Origin of the sequence: Streptomyces sp. NBC_01474 (genome assembly GCF_035918215.1) — a bacterium.
Taxonomy (GTDB): domain Bacteria; phylum Actinomycetota; class Actinomycetes; order Streptomycetales; family Streptomycetaceae; genus Streptomyces; species Streptomyces aureus.
This window is the reverse complement of record NZ_CP109449.1, coordinates 6592320-6617688: the sequence shown is the minus strand read 5'-3', so window position 1 is coordinate 6617688 and position 25369 is coordinate 6592320. Positions and strand designations below refer to the sequence as shown.

General features: G+C 68.5%; 26 protein-coding genes. 8 read left to right on the top strand and 18 right to left on the bottom strand.

The window, feature by feature from the left end; all coding sequences use genetic code 11:
* Positions 1–59 precede the first annotated feature (59 nt).
* The 11 genes from OG758_RS30285 to OG758_RS30235 all read right to left on the bottom strand — a co-directional run bounded on the left by OG758_RS30285 (position 60) and on the right by OG758_RS30235 (position 11015).
* Complete coding sequence (locus tag OG758_RS30285; RefSeq protein WP_326712835.1) at positions 60–1097, bottom strand: glycoside hydrolase family 6 protein; 1038 nt, start codon at positions 1095–1097, stop codon at positions 60–62.
* 356 nt (positions 1098–1453) lie between these two features.
* Positions 1454–2128 carry a class F sortase gene (locus tag OG758_RS30280; protein WP_326712834.1) on the bottom strand — a complete coding sequence of 225 codons (675 nt, stop codon included), beginning with the start codon at positions 2126–2128 and terminating at the stop codon, positions 1454–1456.
* A gap of 13 nt (positions 2129–2141) precedes the next feature.
* Positions 2142–2705: a hypothetical protein gene (locus OG758_RS30275; RefSeq protein ID WP_326712833.1), complete on the bottom strand. Its 564-nt coding sequence runs from the start codon at positions 2703–2705 to the stop codon at positions 2142–2144.
* 99 nt (positions 2706–2804) lie between these two features.
* Positions 2805–3584, bottom strand: coding sequence for an HAD-IIA family hydrolase (locus tag OG758_RS30270; protein ID WP_326712832.1), 780 nt, complete (start codon positions 3582–3584; stop codon positions 2805–2807).
* 139 nt (positions 3585–3723) lie between these two features.
* Positions 3724–4785, bottom strand: a complete 1062-nt coding sequence (locus OG758_RS30265) for a 2-aminoethylphosphonate ABC transporter substrate-binding protein (RefSeq protein ID WP_326712831.1) — start codon at positions 4783–4785, stop codon at positions 3724–3726.
* A 50-nt stretch (positions 4786–4835) separates the two neighbouring features.
* Positions 4836–5633, bottom strand: a complete 798-nt coding sequence (locus OG758_RS30260) for an ABC transporter permease (RefSeq protein WP_326712830.1) — start codon at positions 5631–5633, stop codon at positions 4836–4838.
* Complete coding sequence (locus OG758_RS30255) at positions 5620–6492, bottom strand: 2-aminoethylphosphonate ABC transporter permease subunit (protein ID WP_326712829.1); 873 nt, start codon at positions 6490–6492, stop codon at positions 5620–5622. The genes OG758_RS30260 and OG758_RS30255 overlap by 14 nt, the downstream gene beginning before the upstream one ends.
* The gene (locus OG758_RS30250; RefSeq protein ID WP_326712828.1) at positions 6485–7540 is read right to left on the bottom strand and encodes an ABC transporter ATP-binding protein; all 1056 of its coding nucleotides are present in this window, start codon (positions 7538–7540) and stop codon (positions 6485–6487) included. The genes OG758_RS30255 and OG758_RS30250 overlap by 8 nt, the downstream gene beginning before the upstream one ends.
* Positions 7541–7726: 186 nt before the next feature.
* Positions 7727–8485 (bottom strand): GntR family transcriptional regulator, encoded by a 759-nt coding sequence (locus OG758_RS30245; RefSeq protein WP_227294941.1) that lies wholly within the window; start codon positions 8483–8485, stop codon positions 7727–7729.
* Between the two features lie 91 nt (positions 8486–8576).
* Positions 8577–9617, bottom strand: a complete 1041-nt coding sequence (locus tag OG758_RS30240) for a hypothetical protein (protein WP_326712827.1) — start codon at positions 9615–9617, stop codon at positions 8577–8579.
* 123 nt (positions 9618–9740) lie between these two features.
* Complete coding sequence (locus OG758_RS30235) at positions 9741–11015, bottom strand: ROK family transcriptional regulator (protein WP_326712826.1); 1275 nt, start codon at positions 11013–11015, stop codon at positions 9741–9743.
* A gap of 55 nt (positions 11016–11070) precedes the next feature.
* On the opposite strand from OG758_RS30235, the gene OG758_RS30230 reads away from it, so the two are divergent.
* Positions 11071–12180 (top strand): Gfo/Idh/MocA family oxidoreductase, encoded by a 1110-nt coding sequence (locus tag OG758_RS30230; protein ID WP_326712825.1) that lies wholly within the window; start codon positions 11071–11073, stop codon positions 12178–12180.
* The gene (locus OG758_RS30225; protein WP_326712824.1) at positions 12177–12641 is read left to right on the top strand and encodes a heme-degrading domain-containing protein; all 465 of its coding nucleotides are present in this window, start codon (positions 12177–12179) and stop codon (positions 12639–12641) included. The genes OG758_RS30230 and OG758_RS30225 overlap by 4 nt, the downstream gene beginning before the upstream one ends.
* A 110-nt stretch (positions 12642–12751) precedes the next feature.
* On the opposite strand, the gene OG758_RS30220 is transcribed toward OG758_RS30225, so the two are convergent.
* The 4 genes from OG758_RS30220 to OG758_RS30205 form a co-directional block, all read right to left on the bottom strand.
* Complete coding sequence (locus OG758_RS30220; RefSeq protein ID WP_326712823.1) at positions 12752–13609, bottom strand: fumarylacetoacetate hydrolase family protein; 858 nt, start codon at positions 13607–13609, stop codon at positions 12752–12754.
* A gap of 114 nt (positions 13610–13723) precedes the next feature.
* The gene (locus OG758_RS30215; protein ID WP_326712822.1) at positions 13724–14497 is read right to left on the bottom strand and encodes a YidC/Oxa1 family membrane protein insertase; all 774 of its coding nucleotides are present in this window, start codon (positions 14495–14497) and stop codon (positions 13724–13726) included.
* A 110-nt stretch (positions 14498–14607) separates the two neighbouring features.
* Positions 14608–14919 (bottom strand): DUF6412 domain-containing protein, encoded by a 312-nt coding sequence (locus OG758_RS30210; protein WP_266563846.1) that lies wholly within the window; start codon positions 14917–14919, stop codon positions 14608–14610.
* Positions 14920–15054: 135 nt separating this feature from the next.
* Positions 15055–15858, bottom strand: a complete 804-nt coding sequence (locus OG758_RS30205) for a class E sortase (protein WP_326716081.1) — start codon at positions 15856–15858, stop codon at positions 15055–15057.
* A gap of 318 nt (positions 15859–16176) precedes the next feature.
* On the opposite strand from OG758_RS30205, the gene OG758_RS30200 reads away from it, so the two are divergent.
* The 4 genes from OG758_RS30200 to OG758_RS30185 all read left to right on the top strand — a co-directional run bounded on the left by OG758_RS30200 (position 16177) and on the right by OG758_RS30185 (position 22794).
* Positions 16177–16626 (top strand): DUF3592 domain-containing protein, encoded by a 450-nt coding sequence (locus tag OG758_RS30200; RefSeq protein WP_326712821.1) that lies wholly within the window; start codon positions 16177–16179, stop codon positions 16624–16626.
* A 40-nt stretch (positions 16627–16666) separates the two neighbouring features.
* Positions 16667–17710, top strand: coding sequence for an SEC-C domain-containing protein (locus OG758_RS30195; protein ID WP_326712820.1), 1044 nt, complete (start codon positions 16667–16669; stop codon positions 17708–17710).
* A gap of 200 nt (positions 17711–17910) precedes the next feature.
* Positions 17911–21006 carry a DUF3427 domain-containing protein gene (locus OG758_RS30190; protein ID WP_326716080.1) on the top strand — a complete coding sequence of 1032 codons (3096 nt, stop codon included), beginning with the start codon at positions 17911–17913 and terminating at the stop codon, positions 21004–21006.
* A 738-nt stretch (positions 21007–21744) separates the two neighbouring features.
* Positions 21745–22794 (top strand): hypothetical protein, encoded by a 1050-nt coding sequence (locus OG758_RS30185; protein WP_326712819.1) that lies wholly within the window; start codon positions 21745–21747, stop codon positions 22792–22794.
* Between the two features lie 101 nt (positions 22795–22895).
* Here OG758_RS30185 and OG758_RS30180 read toward each other — a convergent pair whose 3' ends face one another.
* The 3 genes from OG758_RS30180 to OG758_RS30170 all read right to left on the bottom strand — a co-directional run bounded on the left by OG758_RS30180 (position 22896) and on the right by OG758_RS30170 (position 24448).
* A complete protein-coding gene (locus tag OG758_RS30180; RefSeq protein WP_326712818.1) occupies positions 22896–23288 on the bottom strand; it encodes a signal peptidase I in 393 nt (130 codons plus the stop codon).
* A 151-nt stretch (positions 23289–23439) separates the two neighbouring features.
* Entirely contained in the window at positions 23440–23661 is a 222-nt protein-coding gene (locus tag OG758_RS30175) for a DUF397 domain-containing protein (protein ID WP_326712817.1), read from the bottom strand.
* The gene (locus tag OG758_RS30170; RefSeq protein ID WP_326712816.1) at positions 23654–24448 is read right to left on the bottom strand and encodes a helix-turn-helix domain-containing protein; all 795 of its coding nucleotides are present in this window, start codon (positions 24446–24448) and stop codon (positions 23654–23656) included. Before OG758_RS30170 ends, OG758_RS30175 begins: the two co-directional genes overlap by 8 nt.
* Before the next feature lie 196 nt (positions 24449–24644).
* Between OG758_RS30170 and OG758_RS30165 the strand changes: the two genes are divergently transcribed.
* Positions 24645–24956, top strand: coding sequence for a hypothetical protein (locus tag OG758_RS30165; protein ID WP_326712815.1), 312 nt, complete (start codon positions 24645–24647; stop codon positions 24954–24956).
* Positions 24953–25330 (top strand): hypothetical protein, encoded by a 378-nt coding sequence (locus tag OG758_RS30160; RefSeq protein WP_326712814.1) that lies wholly within the window; start codon positions 24953–24955, stop codon positions 25328–25330. Before OG758_RS30165 ends, OG758_RS30160 begins: the two co-directional genes overlap by 4 nt.
* Positions 25331–25369 lie beyond the last annotated feature (39 nt).

The following is a 25369-nucleotide window of genomic DNA, read 5'->3' as shown; positions in this document are numbered from 1 at the left end:
TACGTAAGGGGGTGGGGGTCCGAGCCCCCACCCCCTTAAGGCTTTTCCGGCCGCTGCCCCTACTTGGTGGCCTTGGCGAGACCGATCGCGTACTCCGGCCACCAGGCCCCCGCCTTCGGGCCGCCCTTGCAGTCGCCGTCCGACTCGCCGGGCCGCTTGACCCACAGGTACGCCTTGACCAGGGGGTCGCCCGTCCTGGTGCCGGGCACCTCGCCCAGCGCCCTCCCGGGAGGATTGCACCAGCGCTGGTCCGGGTCGCCGCCCGTGTAGGGCCCCTTCCCGTTGCGGCTGGTGTCGATGACGAACGGCTTGTTGCCGACCTTCGCCGAGAGCTCCTTGCCGTACCTCACGGAGTCCGCGGTGGTGTAGAAGTTCGACACGTTGACCGAGAAGCCGTCGGCCTGGTCGATGCCGGACCACTGGAGCGGCTGGAAGATCTGGTCGGGCTTGCCCCAGCCGGCGTTGCCCGCGTCGAGGTAAACCGTGGTGTTCTTCAGCGACTTGAGCTTGCCGACGGCACCCTTGAGGAGGTCGTAACGCTCCTCGTGGAACTCCTCCGGCGTGCAGTTGTCCACCATGTGCTGCACGGCGTCCGGCTCCAGGATCACCGTCGCGTGCCGGTCGCCGATGCCCTTGGCGACGCTGTCGATGAACGCCCGGTACTGGTTCCCGTCGGCCGCGCCGCCCTTGGAGAACTGGCCGCAGTCGCGGTGCGGGATGTCGTAGAGCACGAGCAGGGCGTCCCGGTCGGCCTGGTCGGCGGCCTCGGTGTAGCCCCGGGCCTGGTCCTCCGCGTTCTCCGGGAGGATCCACTCGCCGCTCGGCTGCTCGGCTATCTTCCGGATCTGCTCGGCGTCGTCCTTCTTGCCGGCCTTCTCGTAGGCGGCGACCTGCTTGGCTGCGCTGCCGTCCGGGTTGACCCAGTACGGGTCGGACCCCTTCGGCTGCTGCTTCACGGGTGACGGTGAGCCGTTCTTGTCCTTGCCGTCCCCGGAGGAACATCCGGACACCAGCAGCGCCGCCCCCACGGCCGCCGCTCCCGCCCTCACCCCCCAGGCGCCGACACCGCGTACGCGGCCTGCGTCCTTGCGGTACATCCACTCCCCCTTGGGTGCCCTGTACGACTCTCAATCCTGGCATACGGGTCGCCGCGACCACGAAGGCCGACAGGGTTCGTCAAATACCTGTTACAGCGCCCGCGTTCGGTGTTCACCAGGGGTGCGAGCACATCCGGACTTGGCGTCAAACAGCCTCTAGGCCGCGTCGCCCATCCGCTCTAGAGTCGTCGTGAGCGGCCCGAGCCCCGGCCTGCACCACCTCTCCGGGAGGGCAGGTCTCTCCTGACCTCCCGCGGCGACGCCGGGTTACTCCCGCAGCCCGAGCGCGCGCGGTCGAGGACCAGCCCGGCCGGCGTCTCCCCCGGGGGGAGCGGGCCGCCGGCCGGGCCAGGTTGTCAGCGCGCGGGCGCGTCGGGCACGCCGGTCAGGTACGCGGACACGACGACGTTGGCGGTGTAGGTGTGCGACGCCCGGTCGAAGGAGCCGCCGCACGTGATCAGCCGCAGCTCGGCCCGGTCGGACTGCCGCTGGCCGTACGCCTTTTGCGCGTCGAACCGGTCGCGGCTGAAGACCTGCACGTCGTCGACGGTGAACTCGGCGACGGAGCCGTCGTCCCGTGCGACCCGCACCTTGTCGCCCGGCTTGGCCGAGCTGAGGCGGTAGAACACGGCGGGCCTGGTGTCCGTGTCGACGTGCCCGACGAGCAGGGCCGTGCCGCGCTCGCCCGGCTTCACGCCGCCGCCGTACCAGCCGACGACGCCTGCCTGCGAGAACGGCGGCGGGTCGATCGCGCCGCTCCCGTCGAGGCCGCGGGCCTTCACCGGCGCCTCGATCTTCAGTGCGGAGACATCGATGTGCTGCGGCTCCGCGCCGGCCATCGGCTTGTGCGCGGGCGGCAGTTCGATGCCCAGGGGACGTCCGACGGCGGCCGCGTCGCCGGTCGTGGGCGCGGACAGGCCGTGGATATCGGTGACTTCGCGGCCCCACAGCCACAGGCCGAGCAGTAGTACGGCCCAGGCCACTCCGGTCACGAGCCGCCCGTTGCCGTGCGGTCGTTCGCCGTCAGCCATGTTCGGCCCCCGCTCAGTCGGAGCGGCGCCGGCGGACGCTGCGCAGGGCCACGACGACGGCCGCGACCGCCGCGAGCACCAGGCCGAGCACCGTGTGCCGGGTGCCGGGGCCCTCCTCGCGCAGACCGTCGACGATCTCGGTGGTGTGGGCCGCGGTGAGCTGCGCGGTACCGCCGCCGCCCGCGTGCACGGGTGCGGTGGGGACCGGCGCGGGCCGGCCCGGCTGGAGGACCTGGACGCTGCCCTTGACCTTGCCGCTGACGCCGTCGCAGGTCACCTTGATCTCGTAGATCCCGGGCGTCGCGGACGAGCGGATGCGGGCCTGGCTGGTCAGCGTGGGCTGGTCCGCGGACGGGGCGAGATCGCCGGGCGTCTCGAAGGCGTCCGAGTAGGCCTTGCCCTTGGATTCCTTGCAACCGGAGACCCTGAGGTCTACCTGGGTCCCGGTGGCGGGGGCGAAGGGGGTGACCGTGACGGAACCGGTGGATCCGTCGGATTCCCCGCCTTCCGCGTGGGCGGCGGCGACGGGCAGTGTCACCAGAACGGCGGCCGCCCCTATGGCACGGAGAGCGAACATCTCTCTACGCATTGTGAACCTCCTGTATTGGAAGGGTCACGCGCGCAGGCCCGATCCGCATCCCGGGGGCGCCGGAAAAGGCCGCCCCCGGGAGCGGGATCAGACGAGTTCGACCAGGTCAGCGATGGAATTGACGACCTCGGAAGGCCGGAAGGGATAGCGGTCGATGTCGGCCTTGCCGGTCAGACCCGTCAGGACGAGGAAGGTCTTCATCCCTGCCTCGAGGCCCGCGAGGACGTCGGTGTCCATGCGGTCGCCGATCATGGCGCTGGACTCCGAGTGCGCCCCGATCGCGTTCAGGCCGGTGCGCATCATCAGCGGGTTCGGCTTGCCCGCGAAGTAGGGCTGCTTGCCGGTCGCCTTGGTGATCAGCGCGGCGACGGCGCCCGTGGCGGGCAGCGGGCCCTCGGTGGAGGGGCCGGTCTCGTCCGGGTTGGTGCAGATGAAGCGGGCGCCGTTGTTGATCAGGCGGACGGCCTTCGTCATGGCCTCGAACGAGTAGGTGCGTGTCTCGCCGAGAACCACGTAATCGGGGTCGTGGTCGGTGAGGACGTACCCGATGTCGTGCAGCGCCGTCGTCAGGCCGGCCTCGCCGATGACGTACGCCGTGCCGCCGGGGCGCTGGTCGTCGAGGAACTTGGCGGTGGCCAGAGCCGACGTCCAGATGTTCTCGACCGGCACCTCCAGGCCCATGCGGGTCAGCCGGGCCTGGAGGTCACGGGCGGTGTAGATCGAGTTGTTCGTCAGCACCAGGAAGGGCTTGCCCGACTCGCGGAGCCTCTTGACGAAGGCATCGGCGCCGGGGATCGGCACGCCCTCGTGGATGAGCACACCGTCCATGTCGGTGAGCCACGATTCGATGGGCTTGCGCTCTGCCATGTGCCGGTCTCCTGCCATACAAGAAAACGCTGGGGTCAAGAAATAGCTGGGTCGCCGGGACCACTCTGTGCCGACGCCCCCAGCCTAATCAGCACCGGCTGATCTCGACCCCGCCGAGTCTGCGGAAGCGGTCCGCAGGTCAGCTGCCGGTCGCCGACTTCCAGTCCTCCACGTACGTCTGGAGGTTCTGGTCGATGTCGTTCCAGTCGGGCTCGAAGATCTCGACGCCGTCCATCGTCTTGGCGAGGGCGATGGCGTTCTCGTCGGTCGCCTTGACGTCCTTGCGCGCGGAGAAGCCGCCGCCGATGGAGCTGACCTGCTGTTGCGCCTTGGCGGACAGCATGAAGTCGAGGAGCTTCTTGCCGTTCTCGCTGTGCGGGGCGTTCTTCACGAGGCCGCCGGCGTAGGGCAGGGCGAACGAGGTCGGCTTGCCGGCCGAGGTCTTCGGGAACCAGATGCCGAGGTTCGGCATGGTCTTGGACTGCGCGAAGCTCATCTGCACATCGCCGTTGGCGACGAGGAGTTCACCCTTGTCGACCTTGGGGGCGAGCTTGCCGGTGGAGGCGGACGGGCCGACGTTGTTGGCCTGGAGCTTCTTCAGGTAGTCCATGGCGGGCTTCTTGCCGCCGAAGTCGTGCATGGCCTTGACGACGACGGCGGTGCCGTCGCCGGCGACGCCGGGCGTGGAGTACTGGAGCTTGTTCTTGTACTTGCCGTCGAGGAGCTCGTCCCACGTGGTGGGCGCCGTCTTCAGGTCCTTCTTGTTGTAGACGAAGCCGAAGTAGTTGTTGACGACGGAGGTCCAGGTGCCGTCGGCGGCCTTGTCGGCCCCGTCGACCTGGTCGGCGCCCTGGGGCGTGTACTTCTGCAGGAGGCCCTTGCCGTCGGCCTGCTGGATGAACGGCGGGAGCGTCACGATGACGTCGGCCTGGGTGTTCGACTTCTCGCGGGCGGCGCGCTGCACCATCTCGCCGGAGCCGCCCTCCACGTACTCGACCTTGATGCCGGTCTTCTTCGTGAAGTCCTTGAAGACCTGGTCGTACCAGCCGTCGCCGTTCTCGCCCTTGAGACCGTCCGCGCTGTACACGGTGACGGTCTTCTCGTCGGAGGCGGCGGAGTTGCCGCCACAGGCGGAGAGGGTGGCGGCGAGGGCGAGGCTTCCGGTGACGGCGGCGATCGGCTTGAGCGTGTTTCTGCGCATGGCGAGGTGAACTCCTTGCAGAGGGTCAGGGCATGAGGGCGGTACGAGGCCTAGCGGTAAGAGGCTTTGGTGCGGATCCGCGAGACGAGCAGCAGGACGAGCAGCGTCGTCGCCATGAGGATCACGGAGAGCGCCGATCCGGTGAACAGGGAGCCGCGGTCGGTGATCGCGTAGATCTGCACGGGCAGTGGCGTCCAGTCCGGCGGGTAGAGCATCATCGTGGCGCTCAGCTCGCCCATGGACAGGGCGAAGCAGAGTCCCGCGGCCGCGTTCAGCGACGGCAGCAGGAGGGGCAGCTTCACCTTCCACAGGACGTACGAGGGGCGGGCGCCGAGTGACGCGGCGGCCTGTTCGTACGCGGGGTCGAGTCGTACGATCGCGGCCGAAACCGACTGATAGGCGAACGCCGTGACAAGAATCGTGTGCGCCAGGATGACGATCCAGCGGGTGCCGTTGAGCACCATCGGCGGCTTGGAGAACGCGACGAGCACGGCGAGGCCGACCACGACGGACGGCACGGCGACCGGCAGCATGAACAGGGCGTCGAGCACCCTGCGGCCGCCTTTCTTGAGCGCGGCGGCCGCGAGCGCGGCCCACGTGCCGATCAGGAGGGCGAGGAGGCTGGCGCCGACGGCGGTGACCAGGCTGGTGGTGAGCGCCTGGAGGGACGCGCCGCTGGTGGCGGCCCGGTAGTGACCGCCGGTGAATCCGGTCGGAAGGGCGCTCGACCAGCTCGTGGCGAACGACGCGGCGACGACGACGAGCAGCGGCAGCGCGAACAGAGGCAGGAAGAGGGCGAAGAAGAGGACCCAGGTGGCCCACTTGCCCTTACGGCTATGCACCAGCACGGCGGCTCACCACCCGGTAGAGGCCGTAGAGGCCCACGGAGATCAGGACGTTGACGACGGCGACCACGCACGCGCCCGGGTAGTCGGACTCGAGGATCGCCTTGCTGTACACGAGCATCGGGAGCGTGGTGACGCCCTTGGCGCCGGTGAAGAGCACGATCCCGAACTCGTTGAGGCACATGACGAGGACGAGGCTGCCGCCGGCGGCGAGCGCGGGCAGCGCCTCGGGCAGGATGACCTGCCGCACGATGCGGGCGGGTTTCGCGCCCAGGGAGGACGCCACCTCCAGCTGCGCGGTCTCGATCTGCGAGAACGCGGCGAGCAGCGGCCGCATCACGAACGGCGTGAAGTACGTGACCTCGGCGAGGAGCACGCCCCACGGCGTGGTGAGGAACTGGAAGGGCCCGGAGGCGGCACCCGTGACGTCCGTCCACAGTCCGTTGGCCATGCCCACGGATCCGTAGACGAAGAGCAGCGCGAGGGTGATCAGGAAGGACGGGAAGGAGAGGAACACGTCGATGAACTTGGCGACGGCCTTCCCGCCGGGGAACGGGACGAACGCGATGACGAGCGCGAGCGCGAACCCGAGCACGAGGCATCCGACGGTCGCCCCCAGCGCCAGCCACACCGTCGTCCCGAGTGCCTCCCGGAACGCGGACGAGGCGAAGACGTCGGCGTACGGCTTGAGCGAGGTGCCGCCGGTGTCGGGCTGCACGGACTGCTGCACGACGAGGGCGAGCGGGTAGAGGAACATGAGGGCGAGTACGGCGACGGGCGGCAGCGCCCACACCCATTTCGGCATCCCCCTGCGGGGGTTCGCCGTCTTGCTCACCGGCGTGCTCAGCGTGGCGCTAGCCATCCTTGCTCACCCCGGCCGACAGCAGCACCGCGTCCTCGGGGGCGAAGTGCACGGTGACCTCGTCGCCGAGCGCGGGCGGGGTGCGCAGTTCGCGCAGGTCGGCCTTGAGCCGGTGCCCGTCCACGTCGACGTACAGGCGGTGGGTGGAGCCGCGCCACTGGACCTCGGACACGGACCCGGTGAGGGCGTTGGGCCCGTCGCCGAGTCCGACGAGGTGCGGGCGCACGCACAGTGTGGCGGACACCCCGGACGCGACGCCGCCCGTGGGCACCTTCAACTGGGCGCCGGCGAAGGACACCGATCCCGAACCCACCTGCACGGGAAGGAGGTTGGCGTTGCCCACGAAGGAGGCGGTGAACTCGGTGCGGGGCCTGCGGTACAGCTCCTGCGGGGTCCCGCAGTCCTGGAGCCGCGCCTTGTCCATGACCGCGATCCGGTCGGCGAGGGTGAGTGCCTCGACCTGGTCGTGGGTGACGTAGAGGATCGACACGTCGGGCAGTTCGCGGTGCAGGCGTGCCAGTTCGGCCAGCATGCCGGAGCGCAACTGCGCGTCGAGCGCGGAGAGCGGCTCGTCGAGCAGGAGCACCCCGGGCCGGATGGCGAGGGCCCTCGCGATGGCCACCCGCTGCTGCTGTCCGCCGGACAGCTCGCGCGGGTAGCGCTTCGCGTAGGAGGCCATGCCGGTCATCTCCAGGGCCTCGGTGACCCGGGCGGGGATCTCGGCCTTCGCGACCTTCTGCGCCCTCAGACCGAAGGCGACGTTGTCCTCCACGCGCAGGTGCGGGAACAGGGCGTACTGCTGGACGACCATGCCGATGCCGCGCCGGTGGGGCGGCAGGTCCGTGACGTCGCGGTCGCCGATCAGGACGCGGCCCGAGGCGGGCCGCACGAATCCGGCGACGGCGCGCAGGGCCGTCGTCTTGCCGGAGCCGGACGGGCCGAGCAGCGCCATGACCTCGCCGGGCTCGACCGTCAGGTCGAGGGAGTGGAGGACGGTGTTCGCACCGTAGGCGACGGACACCTTGTCGAAGCGGATGCCGCTCGCCATCAGCTCTCAGCTCCCAGGCGCACGGCGGGTATGGGGTCGGTCTTCTCTCTCACGGCGGCCACGCTCCTCGGGACGGATGACCCGTGTAGGTCCGCACGGCAACGGGACGGTGAACGGCCACCCAAGGTTGGCCTAGACCCGTTATGTTTCCGTTATCGAAGTGGGTCAACTGCCGCCGCCTGGCGGTCAGTTGCCCAAACGCGTGGTGAACGAGAACCGGTCCCCCCGGTAAAGCGTCCGCACCCTTTCCGTGGGCCGGCCGCTCGTGTCGGACGACACCCGGTGGATGAGAAGCATCGGCAGGGCGGGCGGCGTGCCGATCAGGAGGGCCTCGCGCGGGGTGGCCAGCACGGTCTCGATGCGCTCGTCGGCGGACCCGAACTCGATCCCGAGCCGCTCGTGCACATACGTGTAGAAGGACGAGTCCGGGTCGAAGTCCACGTCGAGGCGTGGCATCCGCGCCACGGCGACATACGTGCTCTCCAGGCCGACGCGCTCGTCGTCGGCGAGCAGCACACGCTCCATGTGCCACACCGGCTCACCCCGCTCGACCTCGATCTCGCCGGCGAGGGCGGGCGGGCACGGGAAACGGTCGAGGCCGATGAGCGTACGTCCCGGGCGGCGGCCCTGGCGGCGCACGCCCTCGGTGTAACTGGCCATCGACAGCGGCTGCTCCAGCTTGGGCCCGGCCACGACCGTCGCCCTGCCCTGCCGGCGCAGGCGCCCTTCGAGCAGCAGCTCGCGCAGCGCCTGGCGCACGGTCTCGCGCGCCACCTCGAAGCGCAGGGCCAGGTCCCGTTCGGTGGGCAGCGGCTCGCCCTCGCCCAGCTCGTCGAGCAGCGCGGAGACATGGGCCTTGACCGCGTAGTACTTCGGGATGCGGCCGTGCTCGGGGATGCCGGCGCGTACGGGTGCGCCAGGTGCCTGGTCGTTCGGGTAATCCACCCAGGGATGTTCGCAGACATTTGTTAACGGGGTGTCGGGGGCGGTCCCGGAGTGCGGTGCGCGCGGAGGGCGGTGTGGCCGGAATCCGCCCTCACCGGCGGTCGGTGCGCAGCCGCCTGGAGGCCGCCACGAGGGCGGCGCCACCGACGAGCAGGGCGCCGGACGTGAGACCGAGTCCGCGCAAGGAGCGCGGCCCGGTCCGCGCGAGTTCGCCGGGCGTGAGAGGGAGGTCGCCGTGGTCACCCTCGGTGCCTGTGCCGGTGCTTGAGTCGGTGCTTGAGTCGGCGCCTGTGTCTGTGTCCGTGCCGGTGCCGGTGTCCGTGCCGGTACCTGGACCTGTATCGGCGGTGGGGGTGCCGGTGCCTGTACCGGCGGTGGGGGTGAGGGTGCGGGCGGAGGTGGGATTGGGGCTGGGGGCGGTAGTGGTGGGGCCGGGCCCGTCGGTGGGCCGGCCGCTCGCGGTGCCGCTGTCGCGGCCTGGCTCCAGCAGGCCGTCATCCCCGTCGCGCTGCTCGCCGGGGGGCCGTCCGGACTGCTCGCCGCCGCCGTCCTTCTCCTCGTCGGTCAGCGTGAACCGGTAGTCGCCCGACTCCCCCACCCAGTCGCCGTCGTCGTCCCGGCGCTGCACGACGGCCGCGTTGGCGACGACGCTGTTCGGCCGGGCGTCGGAGGTAAAGGTGAGCCGGGCCCGGACGGTGACGGTCTTGCCCGGGCCCACCCGGAAGCCGGGGAAGCCGTCGTCGAAGACGCCGATGTTCTCGTCCCGGTCGGTCCGTTCGAAGCGGACGGGGTGCTGGCGCTTGCCGTCGGAGAACTCCAGCTGGATCTGCCGGGTCTCCAGCGTCCGCTTCTTGTCGATGAGGACGAGGACGGGGTGGATGTCGGCGCACTCGGCGTCGGTCTTGTTCGTCAGGTCGAGGGACCAGGTCCGAAAGCCGCCGCCGGGGTGGTAGGTCGCGGGGCCGCCGTGGATCCGGGTGCCGATCGGGAAGTCGGCGGGGTGCTCGGCGGCGCAGGTGGGCTCGCGCGGGTCGGACCCGGACCCGACCGGGTCGGCCGCGAGGGCGGGGCCGCCGGTCACCACGGAGGTCAGGGCCACGGCAGTGACGGCGAGCGGGATACGCGGTCGCATGGGGAGCCTTTGCTGATCGCGGGTCGGGAAGGGTACAGCCGCCGCGACCATGTCACGCGCGCCGCGCCCCGTACCCGCCCGGCAGAGCCCCGTACGGCCCGATGCACGAGCGATTCCGCTCGATCAGCTCAGATTTCTGTCATTCCGGTTGGCCGGGAAGTGACCGTGCGCCCGGCCGAACAGGGGTGCGAGAACCAGCTGGGCTGCGCCCTCGACCACCACCCTCTCCGACCCTGGCGCGCTCAGGACCGGGACCTCCACCGTGCCGCCGCGCCGCGCCCGCTCCCCGAGGACCGCCCGCACCCCTTCGACGAAGCGCTCCTCGGCGGCCGCGACCGTGCGCCCGCCGAGCAGGACGAGGTCGATGTCGAGGAGGCCGACCATGTTGGCCGCACCCTCACCGAGCACGCGCGCGGCCTCGTCGAAGGAACCGGCGGCGACCGCCGCGAGGCACAGCGCCTCGATGCAGCCGCGGTTGCCGCAGCCGCAGGGCGGGCCGTCCAGCTGGATCACCTGGTGTCCGAATTCGCCCGCTCCCGTGCGCGGCCCGCGATAGGGCGCGCCGCCCAGGACGAGTCCAGCGCCGAGTCCCGTACCGAGGTGGAGGTACGCGAACGAGTCGCCGCACCCGGCGAGCGTGAGGCCGAGCGCGGCCGCGTTGGTGTCCTTGTCCACGACCACGGGGAGCCCGAGCCGCGCCGCGAGCGCGTCCCGCAGCGGGAACCCGTCCCACTCGGGGAACCCGGTGACGCGGTGCAGCACCCCGGACGAGTGGTCGAGGGGACCGGGCAGGGCGACGCCCACGCCGAGGACGCGGGGGGTGGGGGGCTCCGGGTGCACGGGGTCCTGCGCGTCGAGATGGCCCGGGTCTCCGGCATCCGCGCCCGCGGCGCCCCCGGCGCCCCCGGCGCCCCCGGCGCCCGCGTCCGCTCCTGCTCCTCCTCCCGCTCCCGCTCCCGCTCCCGCTCCCGCTCCCGCTCCCGCGAGCAGGCCCTCCACCTCGCTCGCCGCCGTCTCCACCACCGCGTCGCCGCCCGCGCCGAAGGCCAGCGGGGAGCGGCGTTCGGCGGCGACCGTGCCCGCGAGGTCGACCAGGACCGCCGTCAGTTCGTCGCGGTCCAGGTGCAGACCGACCGCGTACCCCGCGTCCGGCACGAGGCGCAGGACGGTGCGCGGCTTGCCGCCCGTCGAGGCGCGCCGGCCGGTGTCGGTGACCAGGCCCTGCTCCCTGAGCCGTGCCGTGATCTTGCTGACGCCCTGCGGTGTGAGCCCGGTGCGCTCGGCCAGTTCGAGCCTGCTGATGCCCCCGTCACCCGCCGTGCGCAGCAGATCGAGTACGAGTGCGGCGTTATGGCCTCGCAGCACTGCCAGATTGACCCCGGAGTAAGCCCTGTTCACTCCCCCATTGTCCCCTCCGCTTGCACTTTGGCAACACCGTTGCTTAAGTGGATGCATGACTGAAGGCATGACATCAGGTACGGCTGGGACCACCGGCTCCCCCCTCCGCGTCGGTCTCGTCGGCTACGGCCTGGCGGGCTCCGTCTTCCACGCCCCGCTGATCGCCGCGACCGACGGCCTCGCGCTCGACACGGTCGTCACCTCGAACCCGGAGCGCCAGGCGCAGGCCCGCGCCTCCTTCGGTGACGGCATCCGCTGCGCGGCCACCCCCGACGAGCTGTGGGCGCGGGCCGACGAGCTCGACCTGATCGTCATCGCCTCCCCGAACAAGACGCACGTACCGATCGCGACGGCCGCCCTCAAGGCGGGCCTCCCGGTCGTCGTCGACAAGCCGATCGCCGGCACCGCGGCCGAGGCACGCGAGCTGGCGGCGCTTGCCGAGGAGCGCGGCCTGCTGCTCTCGGTCTTCCAGAACCGCCGCTGGGACAACGACTTCCTCACGCTGCGGAGCCTGATCGCGAAGGGCGAGCTCGGCGACGTCTGGCGCTTCGAGTCGCGCTTCGAGCGCTGGCGGCCGCAGCCCAAGGGCGGCTGGCGCGAGTCCGGCGACCCGGAAGAGATCGGAGGTCTCCTCTACGATCTCGGCAGCCACGTCGTCGACCAGGCCCTCGTCCTGTTCGGCCCGGCCGTCTCGGTCTACGCGGAGTCCGACGTGCGGCGTGCGGGCGCGGCGGCAGACGACGACACGTTCATCGCGATCACGCACGCGAACGGCGTCCGCTCCCACCTGTACGTCTCCGCGACCGCGGCCCAGCTCGGCCCGCGCTTCCGCGTCCTCGGCTCGCAGGCGGGCTATGTGAAGTACGGCCTCGACCCGCAGGAGGCGGTGCTGCGCGAGGGCACGATCCCGGCGGCCGGCGAGCCCTGGGGCGTGGAGCCCGAGTCGATGTGGGGGCGGATCGGTTCCGGTGAGTCGCCGCTGACCGGCGGCGGCCGTGCCGTCGAGACGCTCCCCGGCGCCTACCCCGCGTACTACGCGGCCGTCGCCGCCGCCCTGCGCGGCACCGGCGAGAACCCGGTCACCGCCGAGCAGGCCGCGGCCGCGCTCGACGTCCTGGAGGCGGCCCGCCGCTCGGCCCGCGACGGTGTGACGGTGGCCCTGTGAGCGCGCCGACGGTCGAGGAGATCGAGGAGCAGGAGCGCCGCCTGGTCCTGCCGAAGTTCGGTCACGAGGACGCCTGGGAGCTGGGCTCGCTGCTCGTCGAGCTGGCCAGGGAGCGCAAGGCGCCGGTGTCGATCGACGTCACGCGCGGCGGCCAGCAGCTCTTCCACGCGGCACTCCCGGGCTCGACCCCGGACAACGACGCCTGGATCGCCCGCAAGCGCCGCGTCGTGGAGCGCTACGCCTGCTCGTCGCTGCTGGTCGGAACCCGTTTCCGGGCGAAGGGCACGACGTTCGAGGACTCGTCCAGGCTCGACCCGGACACGTACGCGGCGCACGGCGGCGCGTTCCCGCTGGCCGTCGAGGGCGCGGGAGTCATCGGAGCGGTGGTGGTCTCCGGCCTCCCTCAGCTGGAGGACCACGCACTGGTGGTCAAGGCCCTGGACCTCTTCATCGCGGGCTAGCCGGACGCCCCTGCGAGGGGCGCGGGGAACTGCGCGACCAGCCACAACGGACCGGCACCACTCACGACGGCCGACCCGGCACCGCAGTTCCCCCGCCCCGGCGCGGAGCGCTACGCGTCCTTGAGTTCCTGGCGCTGGCGCCCCAGACCCTCGATCTCCAGCTCCACCACGTCCCCGGCCCGCAGATACGGCTTCGGCTCGGGCTGTCCCATCGCCACACCCGCCGGCGTCCCCGTGTTGATCACGTCGCCCGGGTACAGGGTCATGAACTGGCTGACGTACCGGACCACCTCGGCGACCGGGAAGATCTGGTCGGCCGTGGAGCCGTTCTGCTTCAGCTCGCCGTTCACCCACAGTTTCAGGCCGAGCGCCTGCGGGTCCGCGACCTCGTCCGCCGTCACGAGCCAGGGGCCCAGCGGGTTGAACGTCTCGCAGTTCTTGCCCTTGTCCCAGGTGCCGCCGCGCTCGATCTGGAACTCGCGCTCGGACACGTCGTGCGCCACCGCGTATCCGGCGACGTGCGCGAGGGCCTCCTCGTGCGACTCCAGGTAGCGCGCCGTACGCCCGATGACGATCGCCAGCTCGACCTCCCAGTCCGTCTTCACGGACTTGCGCGGTACGAGCACGGTGTCGTCGGGGCCGACGACCGTGTCCGCCGCCTTGAAGAAGACGACGGGCTCCGACGGCGGCTCGGCACCGGTCTCGGCGGCGTGGTCGTGGTAGTTCAGGCCGATGCACACGACCTTGCCGATCCGCGCGACCGGCGGGCCGACCCGCAGGCCGTCCGCGTCGAGCACGGGCAGCTCGCCGGACTCGGCGGCGGCCCGTACGCGACCCAGCGCCGCGTCGTCGGCGAGCAGTTCCCCGTCGATGTCGGGGACGACTCCGGCCAGGTCACGCAGGACACCATCGGCATCGAGCAGGGCCGGGCGCTCCGCCCCGGCGGTACCGACTCGCAGCAGCTTCATGGTTGAGACTCCTTGATCGAGGAGGGACCTCGCGACGGGTGCAGCCATCGGAGGACTGGTCGATCGTCCAAGGTCCTCATCCAGTCCGCAATACCTCGTTCACGGACTGGACCTTTACGCGGCGGTAGCAAGAGCAGCGGCGGAGGGCATGTCGCGGTAGAGGACGGCCCGCTCGACGGCGCTCCACGTCGTGCTCGTCACCACGTACAGGGCGGCGGCGAGCGGCACGAAGCCCACCGTGAACAGCGTCATGAACGACATCAGCGGCATGATCTTCGTCATCGAGGCCATCGCGCCCGCGCCCGGCGCCTGCGGCCCGTCCGCGGTGGCCGGCAGCATCGGCTGGGCGGCCATCTGACGCTTCGTACGGGCGTAGTTGAAGCTCGCCACCGTCGCGACGATCGCGAACAGGACCAGATAGACGACGCCCTGCGCGCCGAAGAGGCCGCCGTCCGCGAGCGCGTCCTTGAAGCGCCCGCCCAGCGGCGCGGCACCGAGGGTGTGGCCGAGCAGCGCGTTGGGCTCGCCGCCGATGCTGCCGTTCGAGAACAGGTGGTAGAGCAGGAAGAACGCGGGGAGCTGGAAGAGGCTCGGCAGGCAGCCGGACAGCGGCGAGACCTTCTCCTCCTTGTGCAGCTCCATGATCGCCTTCTGGAGCTTCTCCGGGCTCTTCTTGTGCTTCTTGCGCAGCTCGGCGATGCGCGGCTGGAGCTTGGCGCGCTGGCGCTGCCCGCGTGCCGAGGCCCGGGACAGAGGGTGCACGAGAAGGCGTACGAACGCGGTGAACAGGACGGTCGCCGCCGCGGTCGCCGAGGCGTGGAAGATCGGGTCGAGCAGGTCGGCGATGTGCTCGACCAGGCTGGCGAAGACAGACATGAACGTCGACATGGGTGAGCCCTCCGGGGGTCCCGTCGTGCCGGAATCGGAAGACCGCCGGGAAGGGCGGCCGATCGGCGTGACGGCCCGTACGCAGGGGGACTGCGGGTGGAGCGGGTCCCCTACGCGGCCGTCAGGAGGAGACGGCCGGGTGCTCGGGGGCGGCTGCGCCCACGGGCGTCCGGATCGCGCTGCGGCAGGAACGCGGTGCGTTGCTCACGGTCGCGCATCGCGGTGCGGATCCGGGTGCGGGGCACGGCGGGGGCGCTGCGCGCGGCGAGCAGGGAGCAGACGGCGAGTGCGGAGCCCGCGGCGGCGGTCGCGGCGAACGCGACGGCGGCGGTGAGGCTGCCGGTGTCGACGAGAACGGTCTCGACGAGGAGGAACAGGAGCAGGGCGGCGGGCCGCAGGGCCGTGCCCCAGGTGCGCGTCATGTCCGGCGTCCCTCCTTCCCGCTGTCCGGTCCGTGCCCACGTGTTGTGGCGTTCTGCCCGTTATACAGGATGGGCCCGGATCGGATGAAGGGGCGGCTTCTCGGCCCCTCGCTCACCGGGGCCGCAACCACCCGCTCACCGGGGCCGCATCGACCGCAGCTTCCCCCACACCGCGAGCCGGTACCTGGACGTGTACTCGGGCGTGCAGGTGGTGAGCGTGATGTAGTACCCCGGCTGGCTGTACCCGGCGCCCCGCACGACCTCGCTGCGCGGCACACCCGCGATGACGCCGCCGTCACGCGCGGAGGTCTGCGCGAGGGTCTTGTCGACGACGTACGTGTACACGGCGCCGCGAGTACGGACCTGGACCTCGTCACCCTTGCGCAGCCGGTTGATGTACCGGAAGGGCTCCCCGTGGGTGTTGCGGTGCCCGGCGAGCGCGAAGTTCCCGGGGCGGCCGGGCTGGGCGGTGGCGGGGTAGTGGCCGACGTAGCCCTTGTTGAGGACGTTCTGCTTCCCGACGCCCTCGGCGACGGGGACGGTGAGGCCGAGGCGGGGGATGGTGAGGACGGCGTAGGCCTGGTCCCAGCGGGGCGTTTCGCGGGGGGCGGAGGCGGCTGGCGCCCGGCGCGCGGAGCCGCCACCGGCGCCCTCGCCGCCCGACGAGCCGGCGGGGGTCTCGTCACCGGTCCGATCCGAGGCGCTGCCCTCGCCCCCGTCGCCCTGCCCGTCCGAGGGGGTGGCCGCCCACTCGTGCTCCAGCGCCCGCACCTTGCGCTCGGCACCGGCTCTGGCCTCACGATTCGTCCACCACAGCTGATGGACGACGAGAAGGAGAAGGACGACCCCGAGGGTGACGGTGACCTCGGCGCCGGTCCACAGGGCGCGGCGCAGGGCCGAGGGGCGCCGACCCACGTGCGTACGGCGTCCCGCGCGCAGGGCCGAGGGGCGGCGACCGAACGCACGGCGTCCAGCGCGCGGCCCCTGCCGCACGACGACCGGTCGCCGCTCCCGCTCCCGTTGCCACTCCCGCTTCCACTCGCGCACGGCCGCAAGATAGGCCCTGCCTCCGCAACTCACCAGGGAAGTGACCGGCCGACTACCTGCGGGGCCCGCCGACCACCTATAGAGCCGGCCGACTGTCTGAGGGACCACCTATGGAGCCGGCCGGCTGTCTGAGGGGGCTGGCCGCCCCGCACCCGGCGCCACTCCCCCACCCTCCACCGCCCGGCCGACCCGCCCTTAAGCTCACGCCCCATGGGTCCCCTCTGGCTGCTGGCGCTGATCCCCTTCATCTCAGGCCTCGTCCTGGCCACCTCGCAGGTGCTGCAACTCGTCACCGAGACGCTCCGGCGCAGCACCGGCACGGTGGTCGACGCGACGGTGACGGGCCACGTCGCGTCGAACGAGGCGTCGTACGCGGTGCTGCACCCGGTGGTCAGCTGGACGGCGGCCGACGGCACGGCGCACGAACAGGCGCTGCCCGACGAGGTGAGCCCCCACGCGCTCCCCGAAGGCCGCCGCGTACGCATACGCGTCGACCCGGCGCACCCCGCGCTGGCGGCCCTGGACACCGACGGCCGCTACCGCTCGTGCGTGGCCTGGCTGTGGACGGGGATGGTCCTGTGGGCGGGCACGCTGACGGTGGTGGTCTGGCGCATGGCGTACGTATTGAACGAAAGCAACGGCTACGCGAGCCTGTGGTGACCTGGCGCCGGTGACGGTGGTCGGCAGTACGGTGTCACCCATGCGCCCCGACACGCCTGCTACGCCCGCCGAGCCTGTAGACCCTGTCAACCACATCGCCGAAGCCGAGCGCCTGGAGCGCATCGCCGGCCTGTACCCAGAGGACGCGGAGCAGCTGCTCCTCCAGGCCGCGGCGCACTACGAACTGGCGGACGCCCGCCAACGCGCGGCCTCGCTGTACGACGGCCTCCTCGCCGGACCGCCGCCCGAGCTGGAGCAGCCGCACCTGGTGAAGGCCCTGATGGCCGCGAACCTGTGGGAGTACGGCCACGAGGCCGAGGCCCGCGCGATCATCACGGGCATCCGGACCGCTGCCCCCAAGGACCCGGCCGCGTACGTGATCGTGGCGGAGGCCCTGGAGTCGCACGACGAACTCGAAGCGGCGCACGAATCATTCACGGAGGCCCTGACGCTGCTCCTGCCGGAGGCGGAGCGCACGAACCCGCCGTACGAGACGCACCCGCTGCTCCTGGGCCGCCACCGCGTACGCCGTCTGATCGGCGCGGAGCACGACGAGTGGGACGCGCTCGCCGACCGCGTCCACAAGTCCGAGGTGACCCTGGACGAACTCCACGACCCGAACCGGACGTGGGCGCTCGGCTCGGACAACCCGGCGGAGCTGAGGGCCGAAATCCTGCGCCTGCGCGCGGAGTTGGGCTCGTACAGGCAGGCACTGTCCCGCCCGTTCCCGGTGGCGGTACTGCACTGGCCGTCGACGGAGCTGACGGAACTGCTGGCCGCGTACCCCTCCCTCTCCGCCGAATACCCGTCCCACGAAGAGCACTTGTCGACCATAGAGTCCTCCCTCCGCGAACTCTCGGCCTCGGGCACACCGAACCTCGGCATCGTCGCGGGCACGATCCCGTCGTACGAGGCGTTCGCGGCGTCGGAGTCCTCGTCCCCCACAGACGCGTCGCTGCTGCCGCAGTACGCCACGACACTGGCGGCCCGAGGCCGCGCGACCCCGTGGCCCCCGGAGCGGGGCGCGGAGTGCTGGTGCGGGTCGGGGCGGGGGTATGGGGAGTGTCATGGGGCGGAGGGGTAACAGCCCCTTGGCCACGGCGGGGTGGTCTTGCGGGGCGCGTCAGGAATGGCAGCCCACTCAAAACTCCTCACCCAGCCAGATCAACGTTCGCCCCTGATAGAACATCTGCGTAAGCCAGATGACTTTCGGGGGCAAGCGTGTCTGACATCAGCAACTCAACGTCGGTTCCGTCAGCCGGGCTGTACGAGCAACTCATCACCATGCGTTTTGAGCAGCAGCTCAAGGAACTAGCCAACCTCGGATGGAATCCAGTCAGCGGTGCTGTTGGAGAGCAATCCGTTCCCCACGTGCTAGCGCGGCACGTCGCCACGACAGTGAAGCGCGTCCTCGAAGGCATAGCAGCCGAAGAGCGAGTGCACGCCGCCAACCACATCCTGGAGTCCATAAGCACCCTGGATGGAGCTCGGGAGTGGGTTGAGCTGGTGGCCGAAGGCCCTCACCAACTCCTGGCTCTGGCAAGGCAAGAAGCGCCTGGCGTCTTCGCCATACGGCCCGCCACTCCCCTCTCCGACGCTGGACTCATCACCAACTCACCGGATGACCCCAGCCTCGGCTTCGAGCTGCGCGCCGAGCTCGCCACCGCAGACCGCGTGGACCTACTCTGCGCCTTCGTCAAATGGCACGGCTTGCACGTCATCGAAAAATCCTTGGCAGCAGCGCGCGAGCGGGGCGTACCCATTCGCGTCCTCACGACCACCTACATCGGCGCTACCGACCGTCGAGCCCTGGATCGGCTGGTAACTGAATTCAATGCCGAAGTCAAGGTCAACTACGAGACGCGGTCGACTCGACTCCACGCCAAAGCCTGGCTGTTCCACCGAAATAGCGGCTACGACACCGGGTACGTAGGCAGTTCCAACCTCTCCAAAGCAGCTCTCCTCGACGGCCTGGAGTGGAACGTACGCCTGTCCTCCGTTGCTACACCCGATGTAATGCGCAAGTTCGGGGCGACATTTGACGCGTACTGGAACGACCTGTCCTTTGAGTCGTACGATCCAGAAGCTGACGGCGCACGCCTAAAGGAAGCGCTCCTCATCGCGAGCGGATCCTCGTCAAAGACGGACGCCCCTCGCAGGATCACGCTCTCCGGCCTCGAAGTCCGCCCGTACGCGCATCAGCGCGACATGCTCGAGCGCCTCGAGGTCGAGCGAGAGGTACATGATCGGCACAGCAACCTTCTTGTGGCCGCTACTGGCACCGGTAAGACGGTGATGGCCGCGCTCGACTACAAGCAGCTTCGCAAAAAAGCTGGTCGCGACCTACGGTTGCTGTTCGTCGCGCATCGCAAGGAAATCCTCCAGCAGTCGATGCGTACGTATCAAGACGTGCTAGTGGACGCCAACTTCGGGGAGGCGATGCACAGTGGAGAGTCACCCGAGCAGCGGACTCACGTATTTGCCAGCGTTCAGTCACTCAATGCACGCGCCCTGGAAAACTTGCCGTCTGATCACTTTGACGTGATCGTCATCGATGAGTTCCATCATGGAACCGCGCCGACGTATCGAAAGATCATCGAGCACTTCAAGCCGATGGAACTACTCGGCCTGACCGCAACGCCGGAGCGAGCAGACGGCCGCAACATCCAGGATGAGTTCTTTAATGGGCGGATCGCTGCCGAAATGCGGCTTTGGGAAGCCCTGGAGAACGATCTCCTCAGCCCCTTCCACTACTTCGGCATCAGCGACAATACTGACTTGAGCTCAGTAACTTGGAAGCGGGGCGGCTATGACGAAACTGCCCTCAGTAACGTAGTTACCGGCAACAAGACACGAGCTCGACTTATCGTAAAGAAAGTCCAAGAGAAGATTGCAGATCCGGGATCCATGCAAGCCCTTGGGTTCTGCGTATCGGTCCGGCACGCAGAGTTCATGGCTGACTTCTTCCAAGCCGCTGGACTGAATGCCATCGCACTGTCCGGCGAGACGGACGCGGGGACGCGCAAGCGGGCACTTGACGACCTCAAGACCGGAGATCTCCAAGTTATCTTCTCGGTCGACCTCTTTAACGAGGGGTTGGATATTCCCGATGTGGATACGTTGCTCTTGCTACGCCCCACAGCCAGCGCAACGGTCTTCCTTCAGCAACTCGGACGCGGCCTGCGGCGCACCGAGGACAAGGCCGTACTGATGGTGCTCGACTTCATCGGTCAGCACCGCAAGGAGTTCCGATTCGAGAACCAGTTCCGGGCGCTGACAAACCTCACTCGGAAGCGACTCCTCGACCACATTGAAGCGGACTTCCCCCAGCTTCCATCGGGTTGCCAGATCCTCCTAGAGGAGAAGGCGAAGCACACCATCCTCGACAACATCAAGGCCCAAATCGGCGTGAACGTGACTGCGCTCTCCCGAGAGGTGGCGGACTACGGCGAGACCCGCTTGAGCCGCTATCTCGATGAAAGCGGACGGGAGTTGAAGGAGCTCTACCGCGGTAGTGGCAACTCGTGGACGGGCCTGCTCCGTAGGGCTCGGCTCCTCAAGGGCGAGCCGCCAACAGGTGAAGCTGCACTCCTTAAGCGCGTGCCATCCTTCCTGCACGTCGACGATCCGCTGCGGGTGGCGGCATACACACGGATGCTCGAGGACGACGCGCCCGCCTATGTGGACCTCGACGGGCAAGGGCAGGCCTACGCCCGCATGCTCTTCTTCCAGCTGTGGCCGCTAGGCGGCACTATGCGAAAAGGCTTCGCGGAGTATGACGCCGGGTTCGCCGCCCTGCACGAGCAGCGCGCCGTGCGCAGCGAGTTGCGGCAAGTACTCGCGTACAACCTCGCCCACACCGAACACGTCCCCCTTCCCCTGCTTGGCGACCATGCCGGCGTGCCGCTAACCATCCACGCCTCGTACACCCGCGAGGAAATCCTTCCAGCGCTCGGCCAGTCGTACATCGGGGGGGTTATGCCGGGCGACTTCCGCGAAGGCGTGAAGTGGTGCGAGTCCTTCAAGACGGATGCCTTGCTTATCACTCGAGAGAAGGACGAGAAGGACTTCTCCCCACAAACCCGCTACCACGACTATGCGGTGACTACGAAGCTCTTCCACTGGGAGTCTCAGAACCAGACGTCGGAGAGCTCTCCCACCGGACAGCGCTACCAGCACCATGTCGCCGAAGGTAGTCACGTTCTTCTCTTCGTGCGCCGATACAAGAGCACCGATATCGGCGGGGCCCAACCATGGATGCTGCTTGGCCCGGCAGAGTACGACAAGCACGAGGGCAGCAAGCCGATGGCGATCACATGGAAGCTCAAGCACGAGATTCCGGCGGAAGTCTGGACGTACTCGGCCGTAGCCGCCAGCTAGTCAAGGCCAGCGGAGGGCCACTATCACCCCGGTCGTGGCCCTCCTACGTGGACGACTGGCGCGGGTCGCGCAGCACCTGTCCGGCGAACTCAAGGAAACTAGTCCGTAAGGCCGTCACGGCTCGACTCCCCTCTGCCCACCGAGCCCATCTCAACTCCAGGTCTCCCGCGGCATCGGCGACTCCATGTTGAGCTTGCGTCAATGCCACTGCAGCTTCAGCCGTCTTGGCTCGGAGGAGCTGCGCCAAGCGCACCGCCTCATCAGGTCCCCAGAGCGCAAGTTGGCTCGTGCAGGACTGCAAAGTGAAGATGTGGTTGGTGAGTTCGTCGCGTTCCGCGTCGGGAAAGCTGCCACCGCGACGTATCACAGCAGCTGCTCGCTTCAGAGCGTCCTCTGCCGCCGAGTGAGCATCAAGTAGCTTCGCGCAGGCCTGCTGCCGCTGCTCGCGTACCCACTGAAGATGCTCAACTGCGGCTTGCCGCTCTACTTGGACAAGCGCCGCTTCGACAGCCTTCACTCCGCCGATTCTCGCGCCCCGCACACCCGCTATTGCGCCAACTGCCGCGCCAACGACCGCGCCTCCCGTGCCCACGATGCCGGCAACTACCCCCGCTAGTCCTTGATCCATGCACGCATCATCTCTCGAGGGCCAGCGGACTAGTCGAGACACATCCCAAGTCGCTTGCATATCAGCCAACTTGCTCCTTCGATGTCTACGAAAGCAACTAACCTTCGATCATGACGACCTTCCCTTCCTCGTTCCAACCTGGAGACATCCGGACACGTGCCGACATCCGTAAGGAACTGGGCGGAAGCCCGCAAGGCGGCATCACTCCATCCGTGGAGAAAAAGACAGTAGTCCTCTACTCGGACATCGGGTCAGGAGAGCAGTACGGGTACCGAGACGGATGGCTCCGCGAAGAGGATCGCTTTGGTCCCGTCTTCGAATACACCGGCGCCGGCCCCCGGGACGATCAAGCATTTGTCGGCGGAAATGCGTCGATATTACGGCATGCCGTAGAGGGACGCATTCTCCATTTGTTCATTGCGTACGGCAAGGCGCCAGGAAGCGACACGAAGACACACCGATATATTGGCGCCTTTGAACTGGATGAAACCAAACCCTATACCGTTCGCCAGGCCCGAGGTCAGGACAAGAAGAAGCGTGATGTCATCGTCTTCCGTCTTCGCCCGATCGGCGCCTTTTTCCGGTCGGAAGCCGACACGATTCCGCCAGCGAAGAAGACCAAGGTAAGTTTCATTCCCTACCGAAGGCGTATGCGACTGGAGGAGCCCAAAGAAGTCAGGGATGCGCGCCAGCGGGATATGTCAGCAGCGACTGTAGCGGCACGCAATCAAGAGGACTTGATCGCCGACTACGAGGAAATCCTCAGCCAGCGGCAACACAACTTTGGACGCCTTGAAGTGCAGGTCAGAGACATTGAAGAGACTCTTCAAGCCTCCTTGTACGACGAGAGTGCACACACTCTTTACGAACCAGCGGGGAGTACGTCACGCCAGGCCCTCAAGGATGCGCTCATGCAACTTATGGATGTGAGCAGACACTTGAACTCGATAGAAAACGGCATACCGCTACGCTGCATGCTATTGGCACCCGGACTACCTGGTGAAGACATTCGCCAGCTACTCACCCTGCACGACGTGGGTATAATTTACCGCGACGAAAGCGGCAATCTCACAGAACTCCAGGGCTCTGACCAAAATCCCCCTTCAGATGGCACACCTAGAGGAATGTCTTGCCTTAACTGCCCGGCTCGCTTGAATTAATCAGGTGACATAAAGGAGCAATGTAGCCCCGGCCGAGAACGCAGCTGTCCCGTCGCACATGATCTGATTCACGGTCGGGGCCGCGACATGTGCTTTCGCAGTCAGGCATGCGATTGCGCCGTACCCTCCTCCTGCGTTACCGCATAGCCGGGTACGGACGGCCACCGAACCGTCAGCACTACTGACTCCTCTTCCGCGAACCAAGAGTGATCGACTCCGTGACCCCACACCACGTAATCACCCTGCTGGGCCAAGAGCACACGGCGACCAGGGAGTTCTACGTGGAAGCGACCGCTGATGAGGACCAGGAGAGCCGTTCGTTCCTCACCTCTGACCCACTGCATTCGCTCGTCGCCACGCGGGTGGACGCCCCATTTGATCTCTACATCCTCACTGTGACGAGGATCTGCGACGTCCTTGAAGTGCCCGAGGAGCCACCCCCGGTCCAGCGCCGCGTCCTCGCCAGCGTTGCCCACATACACACTGTCGTTCATGTATCTGGACGCTAGCAGTCGCCCGTATTGCCGCTCACAGGCGCGTGACCAGCAATTCCGCAACAGGCCTTGGTCGGCCTCGCGTCGTAGAGGGTTCCCTATCGGGAGGTGCGACAGCGTTGAGATGGCTGCCATACCTCCAGGCGAGCGGTCAGGAGTGGAGGTTTCCCGCCTTGACCGCTGTGATGAACGAGGACCAGTCAGCCGAAGGGAAGACCAGTGCAGGCCCGTTCGGGGTCTTGGAGTCGCGGACGGGGATGCCTGCGGGGTGGTTGTCCAGGACTTCCAGGCAGCTGCCGCCCTCGCTGCCGCTGTAGGACGACTTCCGCCAGCCGTTCAGTCCGGCAGTGTTCCAGATGATCGGTTCAGTCATGATGTCCGTAGTCCTTTGCCGTCGCCCGTAGCAGGGCCAGTGACTCCTTGAGCGGCAGTGCGTCGCTTAGCGCAAGATCGTAACGACCTTGCAGCTCCTGAACCATGGCCGGGGAGTCATGCACCTTCCCCATCCGTACCCCCTCGCTGTATGCCACCGGCGGCTGATCGTCGAACCACATCAGCGTCAACATGCTCTCCAGCAACGGGTGGAACCCCAAGGAGCGCGGCAGTACATGCACGCGGATGCGTCCCGACTCGGCCAGCCTGACGATGTGCATGATCTGCTCGGCCATGACGTCGGGGCCACCGATGGGTCGGCCCAGCACGGCCTCGTCCAGGAGAGCCCACACTACGGGCGACACGGGATCCTCAAGGATCTTCGCTCGCTCAAGCCGTGTGACAACGAGCCTGTCACATTCCTTTCCCCTCACGGGAGGGTAGGAAGGGCTCAAAACCGCACGGGCATACCTTTCCGTCTGGAGGATCCCGGGGACGAAGGAGAGAGCGAACTCCCTGAGTTCAACCGCTTGTTGCTCGAGCGCATGAGCTGACTCGAAGTGCTCAGCCACCGCCCCGTCGCCGTCGGGAAGGAAGCTAGTCAACACGTTCCCGGTGTTCAGGGCCTTGTCGAGCCTCCGTGCGTCCGCCTTCGACGGAAGCCGTCGCCCCGCCTCGATGTGCGAAATGTGCGAACGCGTCATGACCGCCGCCGTGGCCAGCTCCTGTTGCGTTACACCCGCCGCCTCACGCTGCGCCTTCAACCATTCCCCATAGGTGTTGCTCATCGTCAACTCCCGTGCGACAGATGCTTTGTCACCTCTGACCCCCTGGTGAGACTAACCCGCCCCATCTCACTCTGTAAGTGGATCGCTACACAGCGATGTCCATGCAGGTCGACCTGCCCTCAGGCGCGGAAGACCCCCGCGACCGTCCTCGAAACGGCCCGGGGGCATGGCTACCAACTTCAGAGGAATTGACGACGTGTTGAACCCCATCGCCCGACTCATCAAGGCGCTGCTGCGGCTTGCGTGGCCCGCCTCCGGGCGGCACCGGCAGCACGCGGGGGCGCCGCCGAACCCCGCGCCCGCAGCCCCCACCCCGCCTCGCCGCCCCTCCCCGCACGCGGCCCCCCTCCGCGGTGAAGACTCCCGGCTCGTCCGGCCCTACCTCCTCGCCCATGAGCAACGCGAGCAGGCGAAGCGGCAACGCGGCCGACGCCGCACCCTTTGGCTCGCCGTGCACGGAGTGGACATCGGCCCGCGCCGCATCCCCGGCGTTGAGGTGGTCGCGTGATCTGCCAGAGCCACGACGCCACAACCGTGAGCCGGCCGCGCCTCCTCCCCTGGTCCAACCTGGGCGGGAAGCCCTGCTACCTCGTAAGCGACGGCAGCGGCAAGAGCCACCTCTCCCGCGTAGCCGACAACATCGAGTCCGTTCAGCTCGACATGGCCGTAGAACTCCTCGACCATGCCGCCGACCTCCTTGGCGACGGCGAAGGCGACGGCAGGACGACCGCGCACCAACTCCGCTTTCTGGCAGCCCGATTGGCCGAGGCGCTTCACGACGTGCACCGCATCGCCCGTAGCAGAGGGGACCGGCTCCCCGTGCCTGCTGGTGATGACGACGAGCCGGCCGACGCCGAGATGCAGACGGGCGCGGGTCAGTAAAAGATCGCCGATGGCCCCCGGATTCCGCGCAGCGTCCGC